Here is a 22,620-nt window from a genome sequence, read left to right on the forward strand (position 1 = left end):
ACCCGACGCACCCGAGGCCCGCACAAGCTTGGAGTGACACAGTGACCCCGAAGAACGTGGCAGAGAACCCGGACGATGAGTCCAGAGGGGTGCTCGACGACGCTACGTCGCTGGACACCTCGGCCATCGGCATACTCGGCAATACGGCGCAGGTGAGCGTCGTGCTCCCGAAGGACGATGACGACGACCTGGAGGACGATGGCGTCGTCGAGGGCGAGGTCGTCGCCGACCTGATCATCGGCGAGCCGGTCGCGGCGGCGAAAGCGGCTGCAGAGATCTCACCCGCACCACTCGGCGCGGCCCCGATGATCATCGAACTGCCGCCGGAGCCTGCTTCGGATGAGGATCGGGCCGAGGCGATCGAGCCTGAGCCTGAGGCTGAGGCTGAGGCTGAGGCTGAGGCTGAGGCTGAGGCTGAGGCTGAGGCCGAGGCCGAGCCTGAGGCTGAGGCCGAGCCTGAGCCGGAGCCCGAACTCGAGCCCGAGCCCGAGCCTGAGCCGGAGCCCGAACTCGAGTCGGAACCTGAGCTCGAGCCGGAGACGGAGCTCGAAGCCGAGCCTGAGCCGGAGCCGGAGCCGGAGCCGGAGCCGGAGCCCGAGCCCGAGGTTGAGGTTGTTCCGGAGCCCGAGCCGGAGCCCGAGCCCGAGCCCGAGCAAGAAGCACTTTCCGAGCCCGACCTCGTGCCCGAGCCCGAGCCCGTGCCTGAGCCCGCTCGCACTCGTGAACGCGCTCCGCGGACTGCGCCCCTGACAGCCGTCGGCACCGCCCCTTCCGCTGCATCGGATGCTGCGCCTGCTGACGCCGTCGCCGCGGAGGCTGCCGCAGCGGCGGCGTTCATCGCCAGGGCGAAAGCCGACAACGACGCCGTGCCCAGTTCACGGAGATCGTCGGCAGCAGCATCACTCGCCAAGAAGGAGACTTCGGTCATGAACGTTGAGAAGCCCCAGCGGGCTGCGACACCGACGACCCGATCGGGCCGCGCCGACGTGCAGCTCTCCGCGAAGCGCCTGGATGATCTCGGCGAATCTTCCCGCGAGAGCGCCGACCTGCTCACCGCAGACCGTCTGCTCGATCCGCACCGCATGACCAAACCAGAGCCCGAGGGCGCCTGGAGCCACTTCCTCTATGCGATCTCCGGCCGTCGGATCAACATCGGAGACGGACGGCGCGCGCGCGAGCGCAAGGCGCTGAGCGCCAGGATCGCCGCGCCGATCGTCGGCGGTGCCCGGTTCGTTCCGGTGCTGTCCCGCAAGGGCGGAGTCGGCAAGACGACGATCACCGCTCTGCTGGGCATGGCCCTCGCGGACGCCCGTGACGATCGCGTGATCGCGGTCGACGCCAACCCCGATCGCGGCACCCTCGCCGAGCGTGTGGTCCGCCCGAACCACAACAAGTCCGTTCGCGACCTCGTTCGGATCCACGACGAGGTCAGGGGATATCACGACATCTCCGCGATCGTCGCGCGAGACGCCACGCGTCTGGACGTGCTCGCCTCGGATTCCGACCCGCGGATCGCAGAGGCGTTCAGTGACAGCGACTACCGGGACGTGGCCGGCGTCGCCGCGCACTACTACTCGCTCGTGCTCACAGACACCGGCACGGGCATCGTGCACTCGGTGATGTCGGCCACACTCGATCTCGCCGATCAGATCGTGATCGTCTCAGGGCTGAGTGTCGACGAAGCACGGCTGGCGTCGGAGACGCTGACCTGGCTCGAGAGCAACGGATACGCCGAGCAGGCGCGCGAGGCCGTCGTGGTGCTCAACCAGTCGACTCCCGGTGCCCCGCTCGTGCGTCTCAATGAACTCGAGACGCACTTCCGCACGCGGGCCAAGCATGTGGTGCGGATGCCGTACGACGCGCAGATCGCGGGGGGCGGGACCATCGTCTTCGCCAACCTGCAGCCGGAGACCCGGGTGGCGGCGCGCGAGCTCGCTGCGCTGCTCGTCGAGGGTCTGCGAGCGAAGGTCGACTGATGGCGGTGCGTGAGATCCGGGTCTTCGGAGACCCCGTGCTTCGTACCGTCTGTGCGCCGATCGATGCTGTCGACGACGGTGTCCGCGCGCTCGTCGCCGACCTGATCGACACTGTCGAGGTGCCGGGGCGCGCCGGCGTCGCTGCCCCGCAGATCGGTGTCGCGCTCCGCGCCTTCAGCTACAACATCGACGGCGACATCGGTTATGTGCTCAATCCTGTCCTGACCGAGGTCCGTGGCGAGCCCGTGCCGACGGGGGAGGGCTGCCTGTCCGTCCCCGGGCTCTGGCATGACGCCCTGCGGCACCCCTGGGCCAGAGTCGAGGGCATCGACCTCGATGGTGAGCCGGTGGTGCTGGAGGGAAGCGGCCTGATGGCTCAGGCGCTTCAGCACGAGACCGATCACCTCGACGGCAAGCTCTACCTCACGAGACTCGATGCCGAGACGCGCAAGCGTGCGATGCGAGAGGTCAGAGAGAGCGCCTGGTTCTGAACTCCAGATGGATACGAGAAAGGCCCCGCCGAAGCGGGACCTTTCTCGTATCCGGCGGGTTTCAGCCGCCGAGGGCGACGTTCGTCGTGGTGACGGGCTCGTCGTAGATGGCGGCGATCTCATCGGCGAAGTCGCTCATGATCACGTTGCGCTTGATCGACATCTTGGGCGTGAGATGACCCGACGCCTCGGTCCACTCGCTGTCGAGCACCGTGAACTTGCGGATGGACTCGGCGCGGGACACCCGGGCGTTGGCTGCATCCACCGCCTTCTGGATCTCGGCTCGGACCGCGTCGTTCTTCGCGGCCTCGGCGAGCGACATCTCCTTGGGGAGTCCGGCATTGGCGAGCCAGGTCGGCAGCATCTCGGGGTCGAGGGTGATGAGGGCCGAGATGAACGGACGCTGGTCTCCGACGACCACGACCTGTCCGATGATCGGGTTCGCGCGGATCGGGTCCTCGAGGGCGGCGGGTGCGACGTTCTTGCCGCCGGCCGTCACGATGATCTCCTTCTTGCGACCGGTGATGGTGAGGAACCCCTCGGAGTCGAAGCTGCCGATGTCACCCGTGCGGAACCAGCCGCCCTCGCTGAACGCGTCGGCGGTGGCCGCGGGGTTGTTCCAGTACTCCTTGAACACGTTGACGCCTCGCACCTCGATCTCGCCGTCATCAGCGAGCCGCACACCCACTCCGGGGAGGGCCGGGCCGACGGTGCCGATCTTCGACTTGTCTGCGAGGTTCACGGTCGCGGGAGCGGTCGTCTCGGTGAGGCCGTAGCCCTCGAGGATCACCACGCCGAGGCTGTGGAAGAAGTGGCCGAGTCGCGCACCGAGGGGAGCCGAACCCGACACGGCGTAGACGACGTTGCCGCCCATCGCTTCGCGCAGCTTGCTGTACACCAGCTTGTTGAACAGCGCGAACTTGAGACGGGTCCCGAACGGGACGCTCTTTCCCTCTTCGAGCAGCTTCGAGTGCTGGATCGCGACGTCGGCCGCAGCGCGGAAGATCTTGCCCTTGCCGCCGGCTTCGGCCTTCTGCTCCGCCGAGTTGTAGACCTTCTCGAACACCCGCGGTACCGCGAGGAGGAACGTCGGCTTGAATGAGCCGAGCGCCGGGAGCAGCTGTCGCGTGTCGGGCTGGTGCCCGGTGCGGACGCCGGCGTGGATGTTCAGGATCGAGATGAATCGGGCGAAGACATGCGCGGTGGTGATGAACAGGAGCGTCGATGCGCCGGGCGTCTGCACGACCGCGTCCAGCGCCGTGGCGGAGTTGCGGCACAGCTCGACGAAGTTGCTGTGCGTGAGCACGCAGCCCTTCGGGCGACCGGTGGAGCCGGAGGTGTAGATGAGGGTGGCGATGTCGGAGCCGACAGCAATGCTGCGCAGGCGCTCGATCTCGGAATCGGGCACCGATGCGCCCTGAGCGGTCAGCGAGTCGATCGCGCCGAGGTGCAGCTGCCAGACCTCGCGGAGCAGCGGGAGGTCGCCGCGCACCTCATCGAGGCGCGCGAAATGCTCGGGTGACTCGAGCACGAGCGCGATGGCGCCGGAGTCCTCGAGGATCCACTGGATCTGGGACGGAGAGCTCGTCTCGTAGATCGGCACCATCACGGCGCCCGCATAGAACAGAGCGAAGTCGACGAGGGTCCAGTCATAGGTGGTGCGGGCGAGGAAGCCCACCTTCTCACCCGGCTGGATGCCGGCGGCGACGAAGCCCTTGGCCAGTGCGATCACGGCCGTCTCGAAATCGGCTGCGGTGATGTCGCGCCAGCCCTCGCCTTCGGGCACGGAGAACAGGGGGCGATCCGGCGTCGCCTTGACGCGCTTCGCCAGGAGGTCTGAGATGTTCCCCTCGGGATCGGCGGGGACGACGGCGGGGACTTCAAACTGGACCACGGCAGCTCCTTCGGTACCGGTCGGGCACTGGTTGCACACGAGTCTAGAGCATGAGACTCGGTCGCATGTTTGCTGGGACTCAGTCGCCAATCGCACGTCGTCGGTACATGGCGCTGGCGGATGCCGATCGCGGCGCTAGACTTCACCTCGATGTTCTACTGGCTGATGAAGTACGTGGCGATCGGCCCTGTGGTCAAAGCGATATTCCGACCATGGGTGGTCGGGCGCGCGAACATTCCGGCCAACGGCGCCGCGATCCTCGCCAGCAACCACCTGTCGTTCGCCGACTCGATCTTCCTTCCGCTGATGATCGACCGCCCGATGTCCTTCCTCGCCAAGAGCGACTACTTCACCGGACGCGGCCTCAAGGGCTGGGCCACCAAGTTCTTCATGAAGGCCACAGGGCAGATCCCGATCGACCGTTCAGGCGGCAAGGCCTCGGAGGCGTCTCTCAACACGGGCCTGCAGGTGCTCGGCCGCGGAGACCTGCTCGGCATCTACCCCGAGGGCACGCGAAGCCCTGACGGACGGCTCTACCGCGGCCGCACCGGGATCGCACGGATGGCCATGGAGGCGAAGGTTCCCGTGGTTCCCGTGATCATGGTCGACACCGATACGGCGATGCCGATCGGGCAGCGTCTGCCGCGCGTGGTGAGGGTCGGGATCGTCATCGGCGAACCCCTCGACTTCTCCCGGTACGCGGGTATGGAGAACGACCGCTACATCCTCCGATCCGTCACAGACGAGATCATGGTCGCCCTCCAGCGCCTGGGGGAGCAGCAGTACGACGACGTGTACGCGTCGAGCGTGAAGGACAGGCTTCCGGCCCGCGTCACACAGCGCTCCTGAGGCATCCCGACTTCGCCGCGAGCACTAGGCTGGACATCATGCTCCAGCACCACATCGACGCGCTTGATGCGTGGCGCTCGCTCCCGATCAAGCAGCAGCCTCAGTGGCTCGACGCCGAGCGTGTATCCGAGGTATCCGCGCAGATCTCGACGCTGCCGCCCCTGGTGTTCGCCGGCGAGGTCGACAACCTCCGCGATCGTCTCGCGCGCGCAGCATCCGGCAAGGCGTTCCTGCTTCAGGGCGGCGACTGCGCAGAGACCTTCGCGGGCGCCACCGCCGATCAGATCCGCAACCGCATCAAGACGGTCCTGCAGATGGCGGTCGTGCTGACCTATGGCGCTTCGATGCCCATCGTCAAGATGGGTCGCATGGCCGGCCAGTTCGCCAAGCCGCGTTCGAGCGACACCGAGACCCGCGGCGACGTGACGCTTCCGGCATACCGGGGCGACATCGTCAACGGCTACGACTTCACCGAGGCCTCCCGTCGAGCCGATCCGGGTCGTCTGCTGCAGGGTTACCACACCGCTGCGTCGACTCTGAACCTGATCCGTGCCTTCACACAGGGTGGGTTCGCCGACCTGCGCGAGGTGCACTCGTGGAACAAGGGCTTCGCGCAGAACCCGGCCAACCAGCGCTACGAGCGCATGGCAGCCGAGATCGACCGGGCCATCAAGTTCATGGAGGCGGCCGGCGCCGACTTCGACGAGCTCACCCGCGTCGAGTTCTTCACGGGCCACGAAGGCCTGCTGATGGACTACGAGCGTCCGATGACCCGCATCGACTCCCGCACGGACACGCCGTTCAACACCTCGGCGCACTTCCTGTGGATCGGTGAGCGCACGCGCGAACTCGACGGCGCGCACGTCGACTACTTCTCGAAGATCCGCAACCCCATCGGCGTCAAGCTCGGTCCGACCACGACGCCCGAGACCGCTCTCGCGCTGATCGACAAGCTCGACCCGAACCGCGAGCCCGGTCGTCTGACCTTCATCACGCGCATGGGTGCGGGCAAGATCCGCGACGCCCTGCCGCCGCTGCTCGAGGCCGTCCGTGATTCGGGCGCCCAGCCGCTGTGGGTCACCGACCCGATGCACGGCAACGGAATCACGACGCCCACCGGCTACAAGACGCGTCGCTTCGACGACGTGGTCGACGAGGTGCGTGGCTTCTTCGAGGCGCACCGCGCGGTGGGGACGTTCCCCGGCGGCATCCATGTCGAGCTCACCGGCGACGACGTCACCGAGTGCCTCGGAGGCTCCGAGCACATCGATGAGGCCGCACTGGCGACCCGCTACGAGAGCCTCTGCGACCCTCGCCTCAACCACATGCAGTCACTCGAACTGGCCTTCCTCGTGGCGGAAGAGCTCGAGAAGCGCTGACCGATTCACCTCACAGAAAGACGGCCCTCTCCGCACGCGGAGAGGGCCGTCTTTCTGTCAGCAGCAGAGGGCGCGCACGGCGGAGTGGACGAGCGGGGCGAGGACGAGCTCCGCCCTAGAACGCGCTGCTTCGAATCTGAAGGGTGATCTCCGTGCCCTTCGCGCGCTGAGATCCTGCCCCGGGATCTGACCCGGTGACCTCGGTGAAGTCGTTGGGGAACGCGTTCCAGATGCCGTTCCAGGTCGGTTCGAAGCCCGCATCGCGGATGGTCTGGGCAGCCTCATCGCGGCTCATTCCCTCGACACTCGGCACCGGGAACAGCTCGGGTCCCTTCGAGACGATCAGCTGGACGGTGTCGCCCGGGCGTCGGTTGCCCTCTTCGGCACGGTCGGTGACCCCGATGACGATGTCCTTCGCGACAGAATCGCTGAAGACGAACTGCGAATCGGAGTTGACCTCGACGCCCTTGTCGCGGAGTGTGTTCGTCGCCTGGTCCACGCTCATCCCCGCGACGTCCGGGAAGGCGCCGGCCGAGACGTAGAGTTCGACGGTGTCGTCCTCGAGCAGCTCGCAGCCCTCAGCGCACGCATAGGCCTCGCCGCCGGCGCGGGGCGTCACGAAGGCGTTGATCACGCGTCCGGCCTCGGCATCGGAGAAGAGGAGCAGGGGAGTCTCGGTGACGTTGACCTTGATGTCCGCGAGGTAGTCGCGGGCCTCCTGCTCGGTCTTGCCGTTGAGGGTCTCCACTGTGTGCGGCGCGGGCCCGGAGGAGACGAAGACCGTGATCTCGGTGCCCTTGTCGAGTCGTTCGCCCTCATCGGGATCCGTCCGGATCGTCTCGCCGCTGGCGATGTCGATGGAGCTCTCCTCGCCGCGCACCGGCACGAACCCCTCGGCGGTCAACGCCGAAGCGGCATCGTCGTACGACAGGCCGGCGACTCCGGGGACGGCGACGAGGGACCCGGGGCCGGATCCGAACCACCACCCGACGCCGCCGGCCACGGTCGCGAGAAGCAGCACCAGCGTCAGCAGGAACGCTCCACGTGCACGGCGTCGCGACGACCGGCGCCGCAGGAGTGTGGCGTTGTCGACGGCGGCCTGCGCCGGGGCGGTGGGGTCGGAGATGACCATCGTGCTCGGCATGACCTTGGTGAGGTCTGCGGAGTCGGCCTGCGAGCGCTGCGATGCTGTGGCAGCGGCGACGGCGGGAGCGATGCCCAGACCGCGCTCGATCTCGCGCAGACGCTCGAGCATCTGACCGGCGTCGTCAGGTCGCTCGTCCGGTGACTTCTCGGTCGCCCAGAGCACGAGCTCATCGAGCTGTTCGGGCACGCCGGGGTTGCGAACGCTGGGCCGCGGCACGGACTCGGTGGCGTGCTGGAACGCGATCTGCATGGGCTGCTCGCCCTTGTAGGGCTGTTCGCCCACGAGCATCTCGTAGAGCATGATGCCGAGCGCGTAGATGTCGCTTCTGGCGTCGGCCGTGCCGCGGGTGACGAGCTCGGGTGCGAGGTAGGCGATGGTGCCGAGCAGCTGCTGGCCGGTGGCCGTGTTCGCGGTCGTGGCTCGGGCGAGACCGAAGTCGCCGATCTTGATGCGGCCGTCTTCGGCCAGCAGCACGTTCTCGGGCTTCACATCACGGTGCACGATTCCGGCGCGATGCGCTGCCGAGAGTCCGGCGAGGACCGCGTCCATGATCGTGATGGTCTGCGGGATCGTGAGCCGCTTCTGCTCGCGCAGCAGCTCGCGCAGCGTGATGCCAGGCAGGTACTCCATCACCAGGTAGGCGAGCTCGCCGTCTTGGCCCTGGTCGAACACGTTCACGACGTGCGGATCGGCCAGCCGCGCCGCTGCGCGCGCCTCTTGGATGAACCTGCTCTGGAAGGCGGAGTCGTCGCTCAGGTGCGCATGCATGACCTTCAGGGCGATGCGTCGCTCGAGTCGAAGATCGGTGGCGACATAGACGGTCGCCATGCCGCCGCGCGCGATTCGGGCCCGCACACGGTATCGACCGTCGACAAGCCGCCCGATGAGGGGGTCGGCCTGCTGATTGGTCGTCACGTCAAGATTCTATGGAGAACTGCCTGAAAGCCCGGGGAGCGGCTCGCCCCTTGCACCTGCGGGTTTGCCCGGAAGGCGCTCAGCCGTGGATGCCGAGCCACTGATATGCCTGGGTCTCCCACTGGCCGTATCGCTCGGGATAGGCCGAGATCTGCACTGTCTGCGCGGCATCCGTGAATCGCAGGCTCTCCCAGCCGGGGATGTCGAGAAGGCCGCGCGAGGCCTGTCCGTTCGGATCTGCGGCACCGCCGTAGAAGACCCGGGTGCTGCGGTCGGCGTCGATCGCCTGCTCGGGGGTGCCCCAGCCCATGCTGGGGCGCTGCTGGAAGAGGCCGACCGAGTCGCGGTCGCCAGACGAGAGATTGCGCATGCTGGATTCGACCATCGCGGTGGCGAGGGCGATTGCGATGCCGCGGTCGGGTACGCCGAGATCGCGCCCGACGCGGATGATGATCGAGGCATTGCCGGCCTGCTCGGCGTCGAGGGTCGCGAACAGCTGAGCCGGTGGCGTGGTGGCGACCGCGGCCGGCGCCGGAGCGGTCACCGGCGCTGCGGCGACGGTCAGAGTCTGACCGGGGTAGATGATCGCCCCCGAAGCCAAGCCGTTCAGCGCGTAGAGCTGCGCGACGGTCGTGCCGTACTTCTTCGCGATCGCGAACAGGGTGTCGCCTGCCGCCACGGCGTGCGTCTGGCCGCCGGTCGCCACGGGAGCGGGCGCGGTCGGGGTGACTGCGGCCGCCGCGGGCGGGGGAGCGGAAGAGCCGGTCAGTGCGAGCTGCTGGCCGGGGTAGATGACGGATGCCCGGGTGAGGCCGTTCGCGGAGAGCACGGCGTCGACGCTCGTGCCGTGCCGCTGCGCGATGCTGAACACGGTGTCGCCCGTGGCGACGGTGTAGGTGGCAGCCGGGTTCGTCTGGACCGGCGCTGTGGGGGCCGTGGGGGTGGTGGCTCCCGCCGTCAGCGACAGGGTCTGCCCCGGATAGATGACCGAGCGCCAGCCGAGTCCGTTCCAGGTGAGCACGTCGACTGTCCGCAGCCCGAAGCGGTTCGCGATCGATGAGATCGTGTCGCCTGGCTGCACGGTGTACGAGGCGGGCGGCGCCTCGGCAGGCGCGATGCGCGTCGGTGTCGACTGGAGCCGTTCGATCGGCGAAGTGACGGCGTCCGCGGAAGCGGGGGTGGCGGCGATCGCCGCCGACAGTGTGCCCAGCACGGCGGCGGGTACCCCGAGCTGGATATAGCGCGTTCGTCGCGCGACAGCATGCGTTGTCAAGGTGGTCTCCCTTGTTCGACGTCCGCCCACGCTGACACGTATGTAAACGGAAGTCAACAGAAGTGGCTGGTGATGCTGGTGATGTTGGTGTGATGTCAGGCTGCGGTCATGCACGAAATGCGGTCGGCTCCCAGAGGTGAGATAGTTGCAACGTGTCTGTGTCGTCTGAAAGCAATCCCTCCGAAACCCCGCAGTCCGAGGTCTCGTCCGCGGACGCCGTGAGCGCCCCCGGCGTTACCGCCACCGAGTGGCTGACCATGCCCGATCTCGTCGACGTCCTCGACGAGACGCTGGGCCGCGTGCGTCGGCTGATCGACGAGCACTACCTCATCGGATCGCGTCGCTCCGGCGTGTTCGCCGTTCCGTCGGTGTTCATCGTCGACGACCAGCCGCTGTCCTCGCTGCGTGGCACCATCATCGTCCTGCAGGATGCGGGCTTCTCCGACGACGAGGTCATCGACTGGCTTCTCACCTCTGACGAGGAGCTGGGTCGCTCGCCGATCGACGCGCTTCTCGCCGGGCACAAGAGCGCCGTCCGCAGGGTCGCCAGAACCCTCGCCTGAACCGAGCGGTCGCGACCGCTCATACCCGGACTCCGCGATCTCAGGCCGACCGCACCGTGGCCGCGCGTGCGAGATCGCGCAGGTCTCCGACAGCTGCATTGTCGAGGCGTGTTCCGGAGAGCGCTCGATCGGCTTCCCGCGCGTACTCGTCGATCATCCGCTCCACACGCTCGAGAGCGCCGGAGGCCGTGATGGTCGCCTGCAGGAACGCGACCTGCTCGGCAGTGAGCTCGGGATCGCCGAGCATCTCATCGAACAGGTTGCGGGCGGACGTGTCGAGAGTCTGCCTCGTGAGCGCGACGAGCACCGTGCGCTTGCCCTCACGCAGGTCGTCGCCCGCCGGCTTGCCGGTGACCGCGGCATCGCCGTAGACGCCGAGCAGGTCATCGCGAAGCTGGAACGCCATCCCGACCGGATGACCGAACCGGCGCAGGGCCAGGAGCTGGTCGTCGTCGGCATCTGCGATCGCCGCGCCCAGCACCAACGGCTGCTCGATGCTGTACCGCGCGGACTTGAACGAGACCACCCTCAGGGCACGCTCGACGTGAGAGTCGGTGGCGTGGACGCTCCATGCGGATTCCTCGGCGATGTCGAGGAACTGACCGACGGTGACGTCCCGGCGCATGCGGCCGTACTCGCGGCGCACCGCCGAGGCATGGGGGAGCGGTTCGATCGCGTCCTCGAGGAGGTCGTCGCTCCAGGCCACCAGCAGGTCGCCGAGGAGGATCGCCGACGAGCGACCGAACGCCGCCGGGTCGCCCCGCCAACCGGCGCCGACGTGGGCGCTCTCGAGTGCGCGGTGAGCGGCCGGCCGGCCGCGCCGAGTGTCGGAGTTGTCGATCAGGTCGTCGTGCACCAGCGCCGCGGACTGGAAGATCTCCAGAGCTGCGCAGACATCCCAGAGCGCCGTGGTCTCCTCGGCGTCGCGGTCGCGGAAGCGTGCGACGGACTGCCAGCCCGCGTGGCAGAAGCGGGCGCGCAGTCGCTTGCCGCCCACGAGGGTGTCGGCGGCCGAATCGATCAGGCCCCCGGCGTCGGGTCCGTAGTCGGTGGACTCTCCTCGCATCCGGTCGAGGAACAGCCGCAGGCGTGCGGCGACAGCGTCGGAGACGAAGGAGGGGGTCGGCACGACTCCCAGCATACGTAAAGCCAACGGAAGCCCTTACTGCTAGCCCGCAGCGGCATACCGCGCGTAGAATGGACGAACGAATACCCGAGGGGGACGAAATGCCACTCTCCGAACAGGAGCAGCGTCTGCTCGATGAGATGGAACGCCATCTCCTCCACAACGACGCCGATGTCGTCAGTGCGCCGTCAGGCGATCGAGCACTCAGCTACCGCAACCTCGTCTACGGAGCTCTTCTGCTCCTTGCCGGGGTGGGTGGACTGATCGTCGGAGTCGTGCTCGGAGACGTCTGGGGCGTCGTGGTCGGCGTCATCGGATTCGCCGCCATGCTCGGAGGCGTCATGATCGCGGTGACCCCCGTTCGCAAGCCGCTCTCTGCAGTCCCTCGTGAGCGCGCACCCAAGCAGCGCAGTTCTTCGGCATCCTTCATGGACCGCATGAACGATCGATGGGACCGCCGCCAAGACGGCAACTGACACCACCACTTCCTCGAAGGCCCGGATGCTCTGAGCATCCGGGCCTTCGTCGTGTTCGGACGCTGAAATGCCGAGTGGCCTCGCGCTGACACCGGCTCGCTGATCCCGCGCCGGCCCTCCACTGGCGCTCCACCTCCCTCCACTCCCTGAAGCCGCGTGATCACGCGGTTTTTCGGCGCGCTTCGAAACTCGGGAGCGGCTTCACCCGCGATTGCCCATAGGTTTGTGGAGGAAAGTGGAGTAAAGTGGGGCGTACCTCGAGTTGGCCGGACGGAGAGGGGGTGATGGCTGATGTTGCTGGGAACGCATTCTCCGAAGTTGGACGACAAGGGACGGGTCATCCTTCCCGCGAAGTTCCGCGAAGACCTCGGTGGCGGCATCGTCGTCACCAGAGGGCAGGAACGCTGCCTCTACGTCTTCAGCACGGCCGAGTTCGAGGCGATGCACGAACGGATCCGTCAGGCGCCGCTCGCGAACAAGCAGGCTCGTGACTTCATGCGCCTGTTCCTCTCCGGTGCGAGTGCGGAGATGCCAGACAGCCAGAACCGCATCACCATCCCCGTGCACCTTCGTCAGTACGCGGGGCTGCAGAAGGAACTCATCGTCACCGGAGTCGGCGCCCACGCCGAGATCTGGGATGCCGAGAGCTGGAACAGCTACCTCGCAGCCGGCGAGGAGACCTACTCCGATCTCGAGCAGGAGGTGATTCCGGGACTCTTCTGACCACGGCTGTGATGCCCCGCCGCTCCTGCCCCGACACACTTCCCCGGTGCCGGGTCGTGAAGCGGAGGGGGATCAGGGCCCTGGTCACCGACATACAGAGGTCACCCGAGAAAGATCATGAACCTCCGCGACATCCACACCCCAGTTCTGCTCGACCGCTGCGTCGAGCTGCTCGCTCCCGCCCTTCACGCCGACGGAGCGGTGCTCGTCGATGCCACGCTCGGCATGGGCGGTCACTCCGAGGCGCTGCTCGAGCGGTTCCCCCACATCCGTCTGGTGGGACTCGACCGAGACACCGACGCCCTGCGCATCGCGGGGGAGCGGCTCGCCCGCTTCAAGGACCGCATCACACTCGTGCACACCGTCTACGACGAGATCGGGCTGCACGCCCAGGGCGCAGCCGGCATCCTCTTCGATCTCGGTGTCTCGTCTCTGCAGCTCGACGAGGCAGAGCGCGGCTTCGCGTACTCGAAAGATGCTCCGCTCGACATGCGCATGGATCAGACGAAGGGCGTCACGGCTGCCGAGGTCATCGCGACCTACAACGAGGGCAACCTGCGTCGTATCTTCGAGCGCTACGGCGAGGAGAAGCTCGCCGGTCGCTACGCGCGATTCATCATCGCCGCGCGCGAGAAGAAGCCGATCACACGTTCGGGTGAGCTCGTCGAGATCCTCCAGGCGGCCACGCCCGCGGCGGCTCAGCGTGCCGGGCATCCGGCCAAGCGCGTCTTCCAGGCCCTGCGCATCGAGGTGAACGCCGAGCTCAACGTGCTGGCGGACGCGATCCCGGCTGCCATGGATGCCCTCGCCGTCGGCGGGCGCATCGTGGTCATGTCGTACCAGTCTCTCGAGGATCGACTCGTGAAGCAGGCCTTCGCCGCGGGCGCCGCCTCCACCGCACCGAGGGGCCTGCCCGTCGAGCTGCCCGAGCACGCGCCCCGATTCCGCATCGTCACCAAGGGAGCAGAGCTCGCCGACGACGAGGAGCGGGCTCGCAACCCCCGCGCCATTCCGGTCAGACTGCGCGCCGCAGAGAAAGTGCGGGAGAGCTCATGAGCCTGAACGTCGCAGCACCGAAGCCCAGCGCGCTGCCCAGCGCGCCCGAGCGCGCTCCTCGCCGACGTCTCGAGCCGGTGACCGGCACCCCGGTCCGCCGCAAGCCGAAGCTCGCCTACGCGATCGCAGCACTGGCCGGTGCCATGGCCATCGGAGCCGTGCAGATCGGACTCTCGCTGGCGATCACGCAGGACTCCTTCGTGCTCGCCGGCCTGTCTGCGCAGCAGCATGAGCTCGACCTGCACGCCAACGCCCTGCAGGAGGATCTCACCGGGATGAGCTCGCCTCAGTCCCTCGCCACCAGCGCGGCATCTCTCGGGATGGTCGTGGCAGGGGCCCCGTCCTACCTTCGACTGAGCGACGGCGCGGTGTTCGGCCAGGGAACCGGCGCGACCGGCTCGTCGACGATCGACCCGAACGGCGCGGGCGCGGTGAGCAACTCCCTGCTGAACGATGTGCCGGTCAACCCCTCGACGGCAGACGATGCCGTTCCTGAGGGGACGGCGGGTCAGGCCATGCAAGAGCTGCCGCCCGCCATCACCGACGGGCTTCCGAGCCCCACCACCCGCTAGTCCGCCCACCACCGAGCCTGACGGAGAGAGTCCATGACGACACGAGCAACCCGCACGCCGCGGCGACGCACGGTCGTCGCGCTCGCGGTGATCCTGGCGATCCTGGCGGCATTCGTGGTGCGTCTCGTCGACATCCAGGTGGTCAAGGCAGACGAGCACGTCGCCCAGTCGCTCGAGTTCATCGCGCACCGCACCTCCATTCCGGGCGAGCGCGGATCAGTGGTCGACAGCGAGGGATCGGTGCTCGCCGAGAGCGTCATGGTCTACGACGCGCAGCTCAGCCCCCAGGTCATCCGGCTGCTGGAGGAAGACGAGAAGAACCCTCCCGCACTGCCGTGGGCTCAGGCGTCGACCCGCATCGCCGAGATCATGGGCCTGGACGCAGACGAATTGCGGGCCGAGGTCGCAGCTGCGCTCGCGGAGAACCCCGATTCGCAGTATCTCCCGCTGGTCAAGGGCCTGAGCACCGAGAAGTACATCGAGCTCCGCGCCCTCAAGCTGTCGTCGTACCTCGTGATGAAGCCGCGCGAGGTCAGGGTCTACCCGAACGGGGCTGTCGCAGGAAACCTCCTCGGGTATCTCGACGGCACGGGCACCGCTCAGGCCGGCGTCGAGAAGATGGACGAGAAGTGCCTCGCGCCCACCGACGGCGAGGAGTCGTACCGGACCGGCAAGAACAACGTCGTCATCCCCGGCAGCGAGAGCAGAGTGGATGCGGTCGACGGCGGCACCGTGCAGCTGACCATCAACAGCGACCTGCAGTGGTACATGCAGCAGATGATCGCCGAAGAAGCGCAGACCCAGGGTGCCAAGGGCGGCACCGTCACCGTGGTCGAGGTCGGCACCGGAAAGATCCGCGCGGCGGCCGAATGGCCGACCATGGACCCCAACGATCTCGACGCCTCCGCCCCCGAGACATGGGTGAGCAAGCTCTTCTCGTATCCGTTCGAGCCGGGATCCACCTTCAAGCCGGTGACCGCGGCAGCCGTCATGGAGAACGCCGGCGTGACCATGACCAGCCCCACCGTGGCGGCCTCATCGCATGAGAAGTTCGACAACGGCGCGGTCATCAACGACGCGTTCGTGCACCCGACCTTCAACTACACGCTCGCCGGGGCGCTCATCGACTCGTCGAACGTCGCACTGTCGAAGTTCGGCACCATGGTGAGCCCCGACGTGCGTTACGACTACCTGCAGCGCTTCGGCGTCGGCGAGAGCACCATCGGATTCCCCGACGAGACCTCCGGGCTGGTGCACCCCACGAGCGATTGGGACAATCAGTCGCTGTACACGACCACGTTCGGTCAGTACTTCACCGTCACGGCTCCTCAGCTCGCCGGCGCGTATCAGGCGATCGCGAACAGCGGCGAGAAGATCGGCCTCTCGCTGATCGAGTCGTGCACGACGCCTGACGGCACGGTGGTCACACCCGAGGCACCCGAGTCGGAGCAGATCATCAAGCCCGAGACCGCAGCCGACCTGACGCGGATGCTCGAGAACGTCGCCGTCCAGGGCGGCAACGCCGATCGCATCCAGGTGCCCGGCTACCGCGTGACGAGCAAGACCGGTACCGCGCAGATCCCCGACGGCAAGGGCGGCTACAAGTCCGGCGTCTACTACACGAGCATGGTGGGCTTCGCTCCGGTCGACGATCCGCAGTACGTCGTGGTGGTGACTCTCGATGAGCCGACTAGAGTTACATCGTCTGCTGCTACCGCCTCGGCCTTCCAGAAGGCGATGACCCAGACCATGAAGACCTACCGCGTGATGCCGTCCTCCAGCCCGATGGACGCACTGCTTCCCAAGTTCGAATAGACGGCGCCCTGCCGCGCCTGGAGACGTCATGATCGCCCTGTCGCTTGCCGAGATCGCCGCCGTCGTCGGGGGTGATCTCCGCCTCGCCGGTTCTTCGACCGCCGACACCGTCGTCGACGGTGTGGTCGACACAGACTCGCGCAACATGGCGCCCGGATCCGTCTTCGTCGCGAAGCCGGGAGCCGAGACCGACGGACATCGATTCGTCGGATCGGCGCTGGCGGCCGGTGCCGCGCTCGCGATCGTCGAGCACGTCGTCGATGACGAGATCACGCAGATCGTCGTTCCCGACGTCATCGTCGCCCTCGCCGACCTCGCACGGGAGGTCGTCGCGCGCGTGCGCGCAGCCGGTGACCTCAAGATCGTCGGGATCACCGGGTCGAACGGCAAGACGACGACGAAGAACTTCCTCGCCCGCATCCTCGCCGACGAGGGCGAGACCGTCGCGCCCATCAACTCGTACAACAACGAGGTCGGCGCGCCGGTCACCATGCTGCGCGTCACCTACGACACGCGCTTCCTCGTCAGCGAATTCGGTGCGGATGCCCCAGGGAGCATCGCCCGCCTCGCAGGACTCGTCGAGCCCGACGTCGCGGTGGTGCTGATGGTCGGAATGGCCCACGCGGGCGGTTTCGGCGGCATCGAGGCGACGGCCAAGGCGAAGTCCGAGCTCGTGGCCGCGGCGAAGCCTTCAGGCACAGCTGTGCTCAACCTCGACGACTCCCGCGTGGCCGCCATGGGCGAGCTCGCGCAGTCGCGGGGGATGCAGGTCGTCAGCTTCGGGCAGAGCGCCGCGGCAGACGTGCAGGCCCACGATCTCGAGGTCACCGCGTCAGGCACCTCGTGCATCATCGAAGCGGCGGGGGAGAGCCTGCCCCTTCGTCTGCAGGTTCTCGGCGCGCACCACATCGGCAACGCGCTGGCGGCCATCGCCGCCGCGGGCGTCCTCGGGGTCTCGGCGACCGACGCCATCGCGCGTCTCGAGACGGTCGAGATCGCGGAGCGCTGGCGCATGCAGCCGATGGGCAGCGACCGGGTGCGCATCATCAACGATGCCTACAACGCCAGCCCCGACTCCATGTCGGCGGCGCTGCGCACTCTCGCCCAGATCACCGGCCCCGGAGAGCGGACGGTCGCGGTGCTCGGCGCCATGAGCGAGCTCGGTGAGACCGCCGGCGAGGAGCACGACCGGATCGGGCTCCTGGCCGTGCGGCTGAACATCCAGCGGATCGTCGTCGTGGGCCCCGAGGCCCGCAGGCTCTACATCTCGGCCATCGGCGAAGGATCCTGGGACAGCGAGGCCATCTTCTTCCCCGACCAGGACGCAGCGTTCGACTACCTGCGCACCGAACTCCGAGACGGCGACCGCGTGCTCGTGAAGTCCTCCAATTCCGTGGGCCTCCGGCACCTCGGCGATCGTCTGGGAGAATTGTTCTCGTGAGATCTCTCATCATGGCGGCTGCCATCTCGCTCGCCTTCACGCTCTTTCTGACTCCCGTCTTCCTCCGGCTCTTCCGGAAGTGGGGCTGGGGCCAGGTCATCCGCACGCCCGAGGCGATCGAGAATCCGAACCACGAGGCGAAGCGCGGAACACCCACCATGGGTGGCGTGATCTTCATCGTCGGCACCATGGTCGGCTACTTCACCGGCACGTACGTCGGCGGGGGCACCCCTGCGCTGTCCGCGCTTCTCGTCATCTGGCTGATGGTGGGCTTCGGGGCCGTCGGCTTCATCGACGACTACATGAAGGTACGCAGCCAGCGCAGCCTCGGGCTCTCGGGTTGGCGCAAGATCATCGGTCAGCTCGTCGTGATGATCCCGTTCGGCATCGTCGCCCTGAACTTCCCGAACGCGTTCGATCAGACCCCGGCATCCGGTTCGATCTCGCTCTTCCGCGACATCCCCTGGTTGAACCTCTTCGCCTTCACGGCGATCCTCGGGTGGGCGCTGTACCTGCTCTGGATCTCCGTCATCGGCGTCGCGACGTCGAACAGCGTCAACCTCACTGACGGTCTCGACGGTCTCGCTGCAGGCGCCGGGGTCATCGTCGTCGGTGCCTACAGCCTGATCGCCTTCTGGCAGTTCAAGCAGTCGTGCGTCGGTGAAGGAGTCGAGACGGCGGCGCTGGGCGGTTGCTACGAGGTCCGCGATCCGTTCAGCCTGGCGATCATCGCCGCGTCGTTCGCCGCGAGCCTGATCGGCTTCCTCTGGTGGAACGCTCCCAAGGCGAAGGTCTTCATGGGCGATGTCGGCTCCATGGCGATCGGAGGCGTCATCACCGCGATGGCGATCCTCACCCGCACCGAGCTGCTGCTTCTCGTGATCGCAGGTGTCTTCGTCCTCGCCTCCGGGTCTGTGATCCTGCAGCGCGCCTACTTCAAGATCACCCGCGGCAAGCGACTGTTCCTGATGAGCCCGTTCCACCACCATCTCGAGATGCGCGGGTGGTCCGAGGTGACGATCGTGGTGCGCATGTGGATCATCGCGGGTCTCCTCGCGATCTCGGCGGTCGGTCTGTTCTACGTGGAGTGGCTGACGCGTGTCGACTGAGACGAGGCTCGCGACTCTCACGAGCTGGAACTCCGACTGGTCTGACCTGCGCGTCGCCGTGCTCGGGCTCTCGATGACCGGGTTCTCGGTGGCCGACACGCTCACCGAACTCGGCGCGGACGTGCTCGTGGTGGCCGAATCGGCGGAAGAGGAGTACGCCAAGCTCCTGCCGGTGATCGGTGCCCGACTCGAGCTCGGTCCTCTCGATCAGGTTCCCGAGGCACTGACGGAATTCGCGCCGGAGGTCGTCATCGCGTCTCCCGGGTTCGCTCCGTCGCACCCCGTGATCCGCTGGGCGCAGGAATCCGGCATCGCGCTCTGGGGCGACGTCGAGCTCGCCTGGCGCGTGCGTGACAAGGTGCCGCGCCCGGATGGCACTCCGGCCGACTGGGTTCTCATCACGGGCACCAACGGCAAGACCACGACGACCCAGCTGACCGCCTCGCTGCTGGTCGAAGGGGGGCTGCGCGCAGCGCCCTGCGGCAACATCGGCGTGCCGGTGCTCGATGCGGTGCGCGACCCGGCTGGCTTCGATGCGCTCGTCGTCGAGCTGTCGAGTCACCAGCTCTGGTATCTCGGGCTGTCCCAGGCCGAAGGCGAGCTGTATCCGCATGCCTCGGTGTGCCTGAACCTCGCGGACGACCACCTGGTGTGGCACGGGAGCGCGCAGGCGTACCGCGACGCGAAAGCTCTCGTGTACCGCAACACCCGCGTCGCCTGCGTCTACAACAAGGCCGACGAGGCGACCAGGATCATGGTCGAGGAGGCCGAGGTCGTCGAGGGGGCGCGTGCGATCGGTTTCGATCTCGGCATCCCCGGTCCGAGCGACATCGGCGTCGTGGAGGGGCTGCTCGTCGATCGCGCGTTCCTGGACGACCGGGCGGGCAGCGCCCTCGAGCTCACGACTGTCGCTGACCTCCGGGAAGCCGGTCTCGCCGCGCCGCACATCGTGCAGAACATCCTGGCGGCGAGTGCGCTCGCACGTTCGCTGGGAGTCGAGCCCGAGGCCATCCACTCGGCACTGCAGTCTTTCCGGCTCGACGAGCACCGGATCCAGATCATCGCCCGACACGCCGGCATCACCTGGGTGGACGACTCCAAGGCGACGAACCCTCATGCGGCCGCGTCGTCGCTCCGCGCCTACCCCGGTGCGGTCTGGGTCGTCGGCGGCGACCTCAAGGGCGTCGACATCGCCGATCTGGTCGCGACGGCCGGCGCGACCGCCCGTGCGGCCGTGGTCATCGGAGTGGAGCGCGCAGCCGTCGTCACGGCATTCGAGCGACACGCGCCGCAGGTTCCGGTGTTCGAGGTGGATGCTGGCGAGACTGGTCAGGTCATGAATCGCGTGGTGGAGATCGCCGCGGGGATCGTCGAAGACGAGGGCACAGTTCTGCTGGCCCCCGCAGCGGCCTCCTTCGATCAGTTCTCCAGCTATGCGGATCGAGGACACCGCTTCGCCGAAGCGGTGCAGGACTGGATAGACCGGGGGAGCGCCGATGACGCAGGTCGAACGCCCCCACCGCTCTGACCAGAGCAGCACCGGCTCAGGAGGCCTCGCCGCCAGGGTGTCGCTCGGGCGTCGTTTCACTCCCGTCTCGACCGAGTTCCTGATGATCGCATCGGCCGCGCTGATGCTGACCATCTTCGGTCTCGTGATGGTGCTCTCGGCGACCAGCGCGACCGCGGTGTCCAACGGGGAGAACCCGATGGACGGCGCTCTGCGTCAAGGGATCTTCGCTGTGCTCGGCGTGCCGCTGATGTTCCTCATCTCACGACTTCCGATCGCTTTCCTCAAGCGCATGGCGTGGCCTGCGCTCTTCGGCGCCATCGCGCTGCAGCTCCTCGTGTTCACGCCTCTCGGCATCGAGGACGGCGGAAACCGCAACTGGATCATGATCGCGGGGTTCACCCTGCAGCCGTCCGAGTTCCTCAAGCTCGCCCTTGCGCTGTGGATCGGCTACGTCCTGCTGCGCAAGCAGACCATGCTCGGCACCTGGCACCAGGTCTTCATCCCGGTGGTGCCCGTCGGAGCGCTGGCGATCGGCACGGTCATCGCGGGCAAAGACCTCGGCACCGCGATGGTGCTGGTCATCATCCTGCTCGGCTGCCTCTTCTTCTCGGGAGTGAAGCTCCGGCTGTTCATCCTCCCGGTGCTGCTCGGGGTCGTCGCCGTCATCGCCCTGGCCGTCACCAGCCCTGACCGCATGCGGCGCATCACCGCGACATGCTCCGACATGTCGGCCTACACGGGCGACTGCTACCAGTCGATCCACGGGATCTGGGGCATGGCCTCCGGTGGCATCTTCGGAGTGGGCCTCGGCAACTCGCAGGAGAAGTACGGCTGGCTGCCCGCCGCCGGCAACGACTTCATCTTCGCCATCGTCGGTGAGGAGCTCGGCCTGATCGGCTGCATCGTCGTGCTGGCGCTTTTCACGCTCTTCACCGTCGGTGCCTTCCACATCATCCGCAAGACCGCAGACCCGTTCATCCGCGTCGCGGCCGGTGGCATCACCGTGTGGATCACCGGTCAGGCCGTCTTCAACATCGGCGTCGTGATCGGGCTGTTCCCCGTCATGGGTGTTCCGCTGCCCTTCATGTCGCAGGGCGGCACGGCGCTGCTGGCTGTTCTCATCGCATGCGGAGTGCTGCTGTCGTTCGCGCGTACCATCCCCGTCGCCGAGGCACGTTCGGCTGGACGGGCCGCTTCAGCAGGGCGGGGTAAGGTCACACGGTGACCACGTACCTTCTCGCCGGCGGTGGAACCGCCGGTCACGTCAACCCCCTGCTCGCCGTCGCCGATGCGCTGCGCGCCCGCGACGCGGATGCGACCGTTCTGGTGCTGGGAACGGCCGAGGGGCTCGAGTCCCGTCTGGTACCGGCCAGGGGCTATGAGCTGCTCGTCGTCGACAAGGTCCCGTTCCCTCGGCGGCCTGACAAGCAGGCCGCGATGTTCCCGGCCAGGTTCCGCCGGGCGATCGCTCAGGTGCGCTCGCACATCAGCACGCACGGAGTCGACGTGGTCGTCGGATTCGGCGGCTATGCCTCCGCTCCCGCCTATGTGGCGGCGCGTCGCGAGGGCGTGCCCTTCGTCGTGCACGAGGCCAACGCGAAGCCGGGCCTCGCGAACGTTCTCGGTGCTCGTCGGGCCGCTGCGACGGGAGTCGCCTTCGCAGGAACACCTCTGCGAGGCGGCGAGGTGGTGGGCATGCCGCTGCGACGAGAGGTCATCGAGCTCGACCGTGCAGCCCTGCGCGACGAAGCCGCCGCGAGCTTCGGGCTCGACCCCGCGCGTCCCGTCCTTCTCGTCTTCGGCGGCTCGCTCGGCGCTCAACGGCTGAACGAGGCCATCGCCGACTCGTGGGGCGACATCCTCGCCGCCGGATGGCAGCTGCTGCATGTCACGGGCGAGCGGAGCGATCTCGCAGACCCGGAGGTGCCCGGTTACGCGATGCGGCGCTATGTCGACCGGATGGATCTCGCGTTCGCCCTCGCCGACCTCATCGTCTCGCGATCCGGTGCAGCAACCGTGAGCGAGATCAGCGCGCTGGGAATCCCGGCGTTGTACGTGCCGTATTCGGTGGGCAACGGCGAGCAGCGGCTGAACGCGGCATCCGCCGTGGCCGCCGGGGCTGCGCGCCTTCTCGACGACGCGACGTTCGACGGCGACGCGGTGCGCCGCCTGGTGATCCCGGTCATGGAGGATCAGCAGCAGCTCGCAGCCATGCAGGCTGCCGCGGGACAGGTCGGCACCCGCAGCGGCACGGAGAACCTCATCGCCCTGGTGGATCGCGCGCTCAGCGCCTCCTGACATCGCC

19 protein-coding genes are annotated in these 22,620 nt (G+C 67.5%); 15 read left to right on the forward strand and 4 right to left on the reverse strand.

The features are described from left to right. The first annotated feature begins 41 nt into the window (after window positions 1-41). On the forward strand, window positions 42-1,976 hold the full coding sequence (locus tag RQG82_RS11430; protein WP_311259206.1) for a MinD/ParA family protein: 1,935 nt from the start codon (window positions 42-44) through the stop codon (window positions 1,974-1,976). Beyond that, on the forward strand, window positions 1,976-2,467 hold the full coding sequence (def, locus tag RQG82_RS11435) for a peptide deformylase (protein ID WP_311259207.1): 492 nt from the start codon (window positions 1,976-1,978) through the stop codon (window positions 2,465-2,467). Before RQG82_RS11430 ends, def begins: the two co-directional genes overlap by 1 nt. Before the next feature lie 61 nt (window positions 2,468-2,528). Here the strand turns inward: def and RQG82_RS11440 are convergent, their stop codons facing one another. Next, window positions 2,529-4,361 carry an AMP-dependent synthetase/ligase gene (locus RQG82_RS11440; RefSeq protein WP_311259208.1) on the reverse strand — a complete coding sequence of 611 codons (1,833 nt, stop codon included), beginning with the start codon at window positions 4,359-4,361 and terminating at the stop codon, window positions 2,529-2,531. Between the two features lie 150 nt (window positions 4,362-4,511). Between RQG82_RS11440 and RQG82_RS11445 the strand changes: the two genes are divergently transcribed. Then, window positions 4,512-5,210 carry a 1-acyl-sn-glycerol-3-phosphate acyltransferase gene (locus tag RQG82_RS11445; protein WP_042538590.1) on the forward strand — a complete coding sequence of 233 codons (699 nt, stop codon included), beginning with the start codon at window positions 4,512-4,514 and terminating at the stop codon, window positions 5,208-5,210. Between the two features lie 38 nt (window positions 5,211-5,248). Then, window positions 5,249-6,589 (forward strand): class II 3-deoxy-7-phosphoheptulonate synthase, encoded by a 1,341-nt coding sequence (locus RQG82_RS11450; protein WP_042538465.1) that lies wholly within the window; start codon window positions 5,249-5,251, stop codon window positions 6,587-6,589. Between the two features lie 115 nt (window positions 6,590-6,704). Here the strand turns inward: RQG82_RS11450 and pknB are convergent, their stop codons facing one another. Next, window positions 6,705-8,651 (reverse strand): Stk1 family PASTA domain-containing Ser/Thr kinase, encoded by a 1,947-nt coding sequence (gene pknB, locus RQG82_RS11455; RefSeq protein ID WP_311259209.1) that lies wholly within the window; start codon window positions 8,649-8,651, stop codon window positions 6,705-6,707. 79 nt (window positions 8,652-8,730) lie between these two features. After that, the gene (locus RQG82_RS11460; RefSeq protein WP_311259210.1) at window positions 8,731-9,924 is read right to left on the reverse strand and encodes a LysM peptidoglycan-binding domain-containing protein; all 1,194 of its coding nucleotides are present in this window, start codon (window positions 9,922-9,924) and stop codon (window positions 8,731-8,733) included. A 218-nt stretch (window positions 9,925-10,142) separates the two neighbouring features. Here RQG82_RS11460 and RQG82_RS11465 point away from each other — a divergent pair, with 218 nt between their 5' ends. Then, on the forward strand, window positions 10,143-10,487 hold the full coding sequence (locus RQG82_RS11465; RefSeq protein ID WP_396653620.1) for an Rv2175c family DNA-binding protein: 345 nt from the start codon (window positions 10,143-10,145) through the stop codon (window positions 10,485-10,487). Window positions 10,488-10,527: 40 nt separating this feature from the next. Here the strand turns inward: RQG82_RS11465 and RQG82_RS11470 are convergent, their stop codons facing one another. Then, window positions 10,528-11,553, reverse strand: coding sequence for a polyprenyl synthetase family protein (locus RQG82_RS11470; protein WP_396653621.1), 1,026 nt, complete (start codon window positions 11,551-11,553; stop codon window positions 10,528-10,530). A gap of 161 nt (window positions 11,554-11,714) precedes the next feature. Here RQG82_RS11470 and RQG82_RS11475 point away from each other — a divergent pair, with 161 nt between their 5' ends. The 10 genes from RQG82_RS11475 to RQG82_RS11520 all read left to right on the forward strand — a co-directional run bounded on the left by RQG82_RS11475 (window position 11,715) and on the right by RQG82_RS11520 (window position 22,613). After that, window positions 11,715-12,089, forward strand: coding sequence for a DUF3040 domain-containing protein (locus tag RQG82_RS11475; RefSeq protein ID WP_311259212.1), 375 nt, complete (start codon window positions 11,715-11,717; stop codon window positions 12,087-12,089). Window positions 12,090-12,380: 291 nt separating this feature from the next. Next, entirely contained in the window at window positions 12,381-12,812 is a 432-nt protein-coding gene (gene mraZ, locus RQG82_RS11480) for a division/cell wall cluster transcriptional repressor MraZ (protein WP_311259213.1), read from the forward strand. Window positions 12,813-12,929: 117 nt separating this feature from the next. Beyond that, window positions 12,930-13,868, forward strand: coding sequence for a 16S rRNA (cytosine(1402)-N(4))-methyltransferase RsmH (rsmH, locus tag RQG82_RS11485; RefSeq protein ID WP_311259214.1), 939 nt, complete (start codon window positions 12,930-12,932; stop codon window positions 13,866-13,868). Then, window positions 13,865-14,440: a hypothetical protein gene (locus RQG82_RS11490; RefSeq protein WP_311259215.1), complete on the forward strand. Its 576-nt coding sequence runs from the start codon at window positions 13,865-13,867 to the stop codon at window positions 14,438-14,440. The genes rsmH and RQG82_RS11490 overlap by 4 nt, the downstream gene beginning before the upstream one ends. A 33-nt stretch (window positions 14,441-14,473) precedes the next feature. Then, window positions 14,474-16,255 carry a penicillin-binding protein 2 gene (locus RQG82_RS11495; RefSeq protein WP_311259216.1) on the forward strand — a complete coding sequence of 594 codons (1,782 nt, stop codon included), beginning with the start codon at window positions 14,474-14,476 and terminating at the stop codon, window positions 16,253-16,255. Between the two features lie 28 nt (window positions 16,256-16,283). Continuing rightward, window positions 16,284-17,696: a UDP-N-acetylmuramoyl-tripeptide--D-alanyl-D-alanine ligase gene (murF, locus tag RQG82_RS11500; protein WP_311259217.1), complete on the forward strand. Its 1,413-nt coding sequence runs from the start codon at window positions 16,284-16,286 to the stop codon at window positions 17,694-17,696. Then, window positions 17,693-18,805, forward strand: coding sequence for a phospho-N-acetylmuramoyl-pentapeptide-transferase (gene mraY / locus RQG82_RS11505; protein WP_311259218.1), 1,113 nt, complete (start codon window positions 17,693-17,695; stop codon window positions 18,803-18,805). Before murF ends, mraY begins: the two co-directional genes overlap by 4 nt. After that, on the forward strand, window positions 18,795-20,333 hold the full coding sequence (gene murD, locus RQG82_RS11510) for a UDP-N-acetylmuramoyl-L-alanine--D-glutamate ligase (protein ID WP_311259219.1): 1,539 nt from the start codon (window positions 18,795-18,797) through the stop codon (window positions 20,331-20,333). The genes mraY and murD overlap by 11 nt, the downstream gene beginning before the upstream one ends. After that, the gene (gene ftsW, locus RQG82_RS11515; protein WP_311259220.1) at window positions 20,302-21,540 is read left to right on the forward strand and encodes a putative lipid II flippase FtsW; all 1,239 of its coding nucleotides are present in this window, start codon (window positions 20,302-20,304) and stop codon (window positions 21,538-21,540) included. Before murD ends, ftsW begins: the two co-directional genes overlap by 32 nt. Continuing rightward, on the forward strand, window positions 21,537-22,613 hold the full coding sequence (locus RQG82_RS11520) for a UDP-N-acetylglucosamine--N-acetylmuramyl-(pentapeptide) pyrophosphoryl-undecaprenol N-acetylglucosamine transferase (protein WP_311259221.1): 1,077 nt from the start codon (window positions 21,537-21,539) through the stop codon (window positions 22,611-22,613). The genes ftsW and RQG82_RS11520 overlap by 4 nt, the downstream gene beginning before the upstream one ends. Window positions 22,614-22,620: the final 7 nt, after the last annotated feature.

Source organism: Microbacterium sp. WCS2018Hpa-9 (assembly GCF_031843745.1).
Classification (GTDB): Bacteria; Actinomycetota; Actinomycetes; order Actinomycetales; family Microbacteriaceae; genus Microbacterium.

Excerpts from the sequence above, each read along its gene's own strand:
- RQG82_RS11470 (WP_396653621.1), bottom strand. The coding sequence starts at position 11,553 with ATGCGAGGAGAGTCCACCGACTACGGACCCGACGCCGGGGGCCTGATC.
- mraZ (WP_311259213.1), top strand. The coding sequence starts at position 12,381 with ATGTTGCTGGGAACGCATTCTCCGAAGTTGGACGACAAGGGACGGGTC.
- RQG82_RS11490 (WP_311259215.1), top strand. The coding sequence starts at position 13,865 with ATGAGCCTGAACGTCGCAGCACCGAAGCCCAGCGCGCTGCCCAGCGCG.
- murF (WP_311259217.1), top strand. The coding sequence starts at position 16,284 with ATGATCGCCCTGTCGCTTGCCGAGATCGCCGCCGTCGTCGGGGGTGAT.
- RQG82_RS11495 (WP_311259216.1), top strand. The coding sequence starts at position 14,474 with ATGACGACACGAGCAACCCGCACGCCGCGGCGACGCACGGTCGTCGCG.
- def (WP_311259207.1), top strand. The coding sequence starts at position 1,976 with ATGGCGGTGCGTGAGATCCGGGTCTTCGGAGACCCCGTGCTTCGTACC.
- ftsW (WP_311259220.1), top strand. The coding sequence starts at position 20,302 with ATGACGCAGGTCGAACGCCCCCACCGCTCTGACCAGAGCAGCACCGGC.
- RQG82_RS11450 (WP_042538465.1), top strand. The coding sequence starts at position 5,249 with ATGCTCCAGCACCACATCGACGCGCTTGATGCGTGGCGCTCGCTCCCG.
- rsmH (WP_311259214.1), top strand. The coding sequence starts at position 12,930 with ATGAACCTCCGCGACATCCACACCCCAGTTCTGCTCGACCGCTGCGTC.
- RQG82_RS11475 (WP_311259212.1), top strand. The coding sequence starts at position 11,715 with ATGCCACTCTCCGAACAGGAGCAGCGTCTGCTCGATGAGATGGAACGC.
- RQG82_RS11445 (WP_042538590.1), top strand. The coding sequence starts at position 4,512 with ATGTTCTACTGGCTGATGAAGTACGTGGCGATCGGCCCTGTGGTCAAA.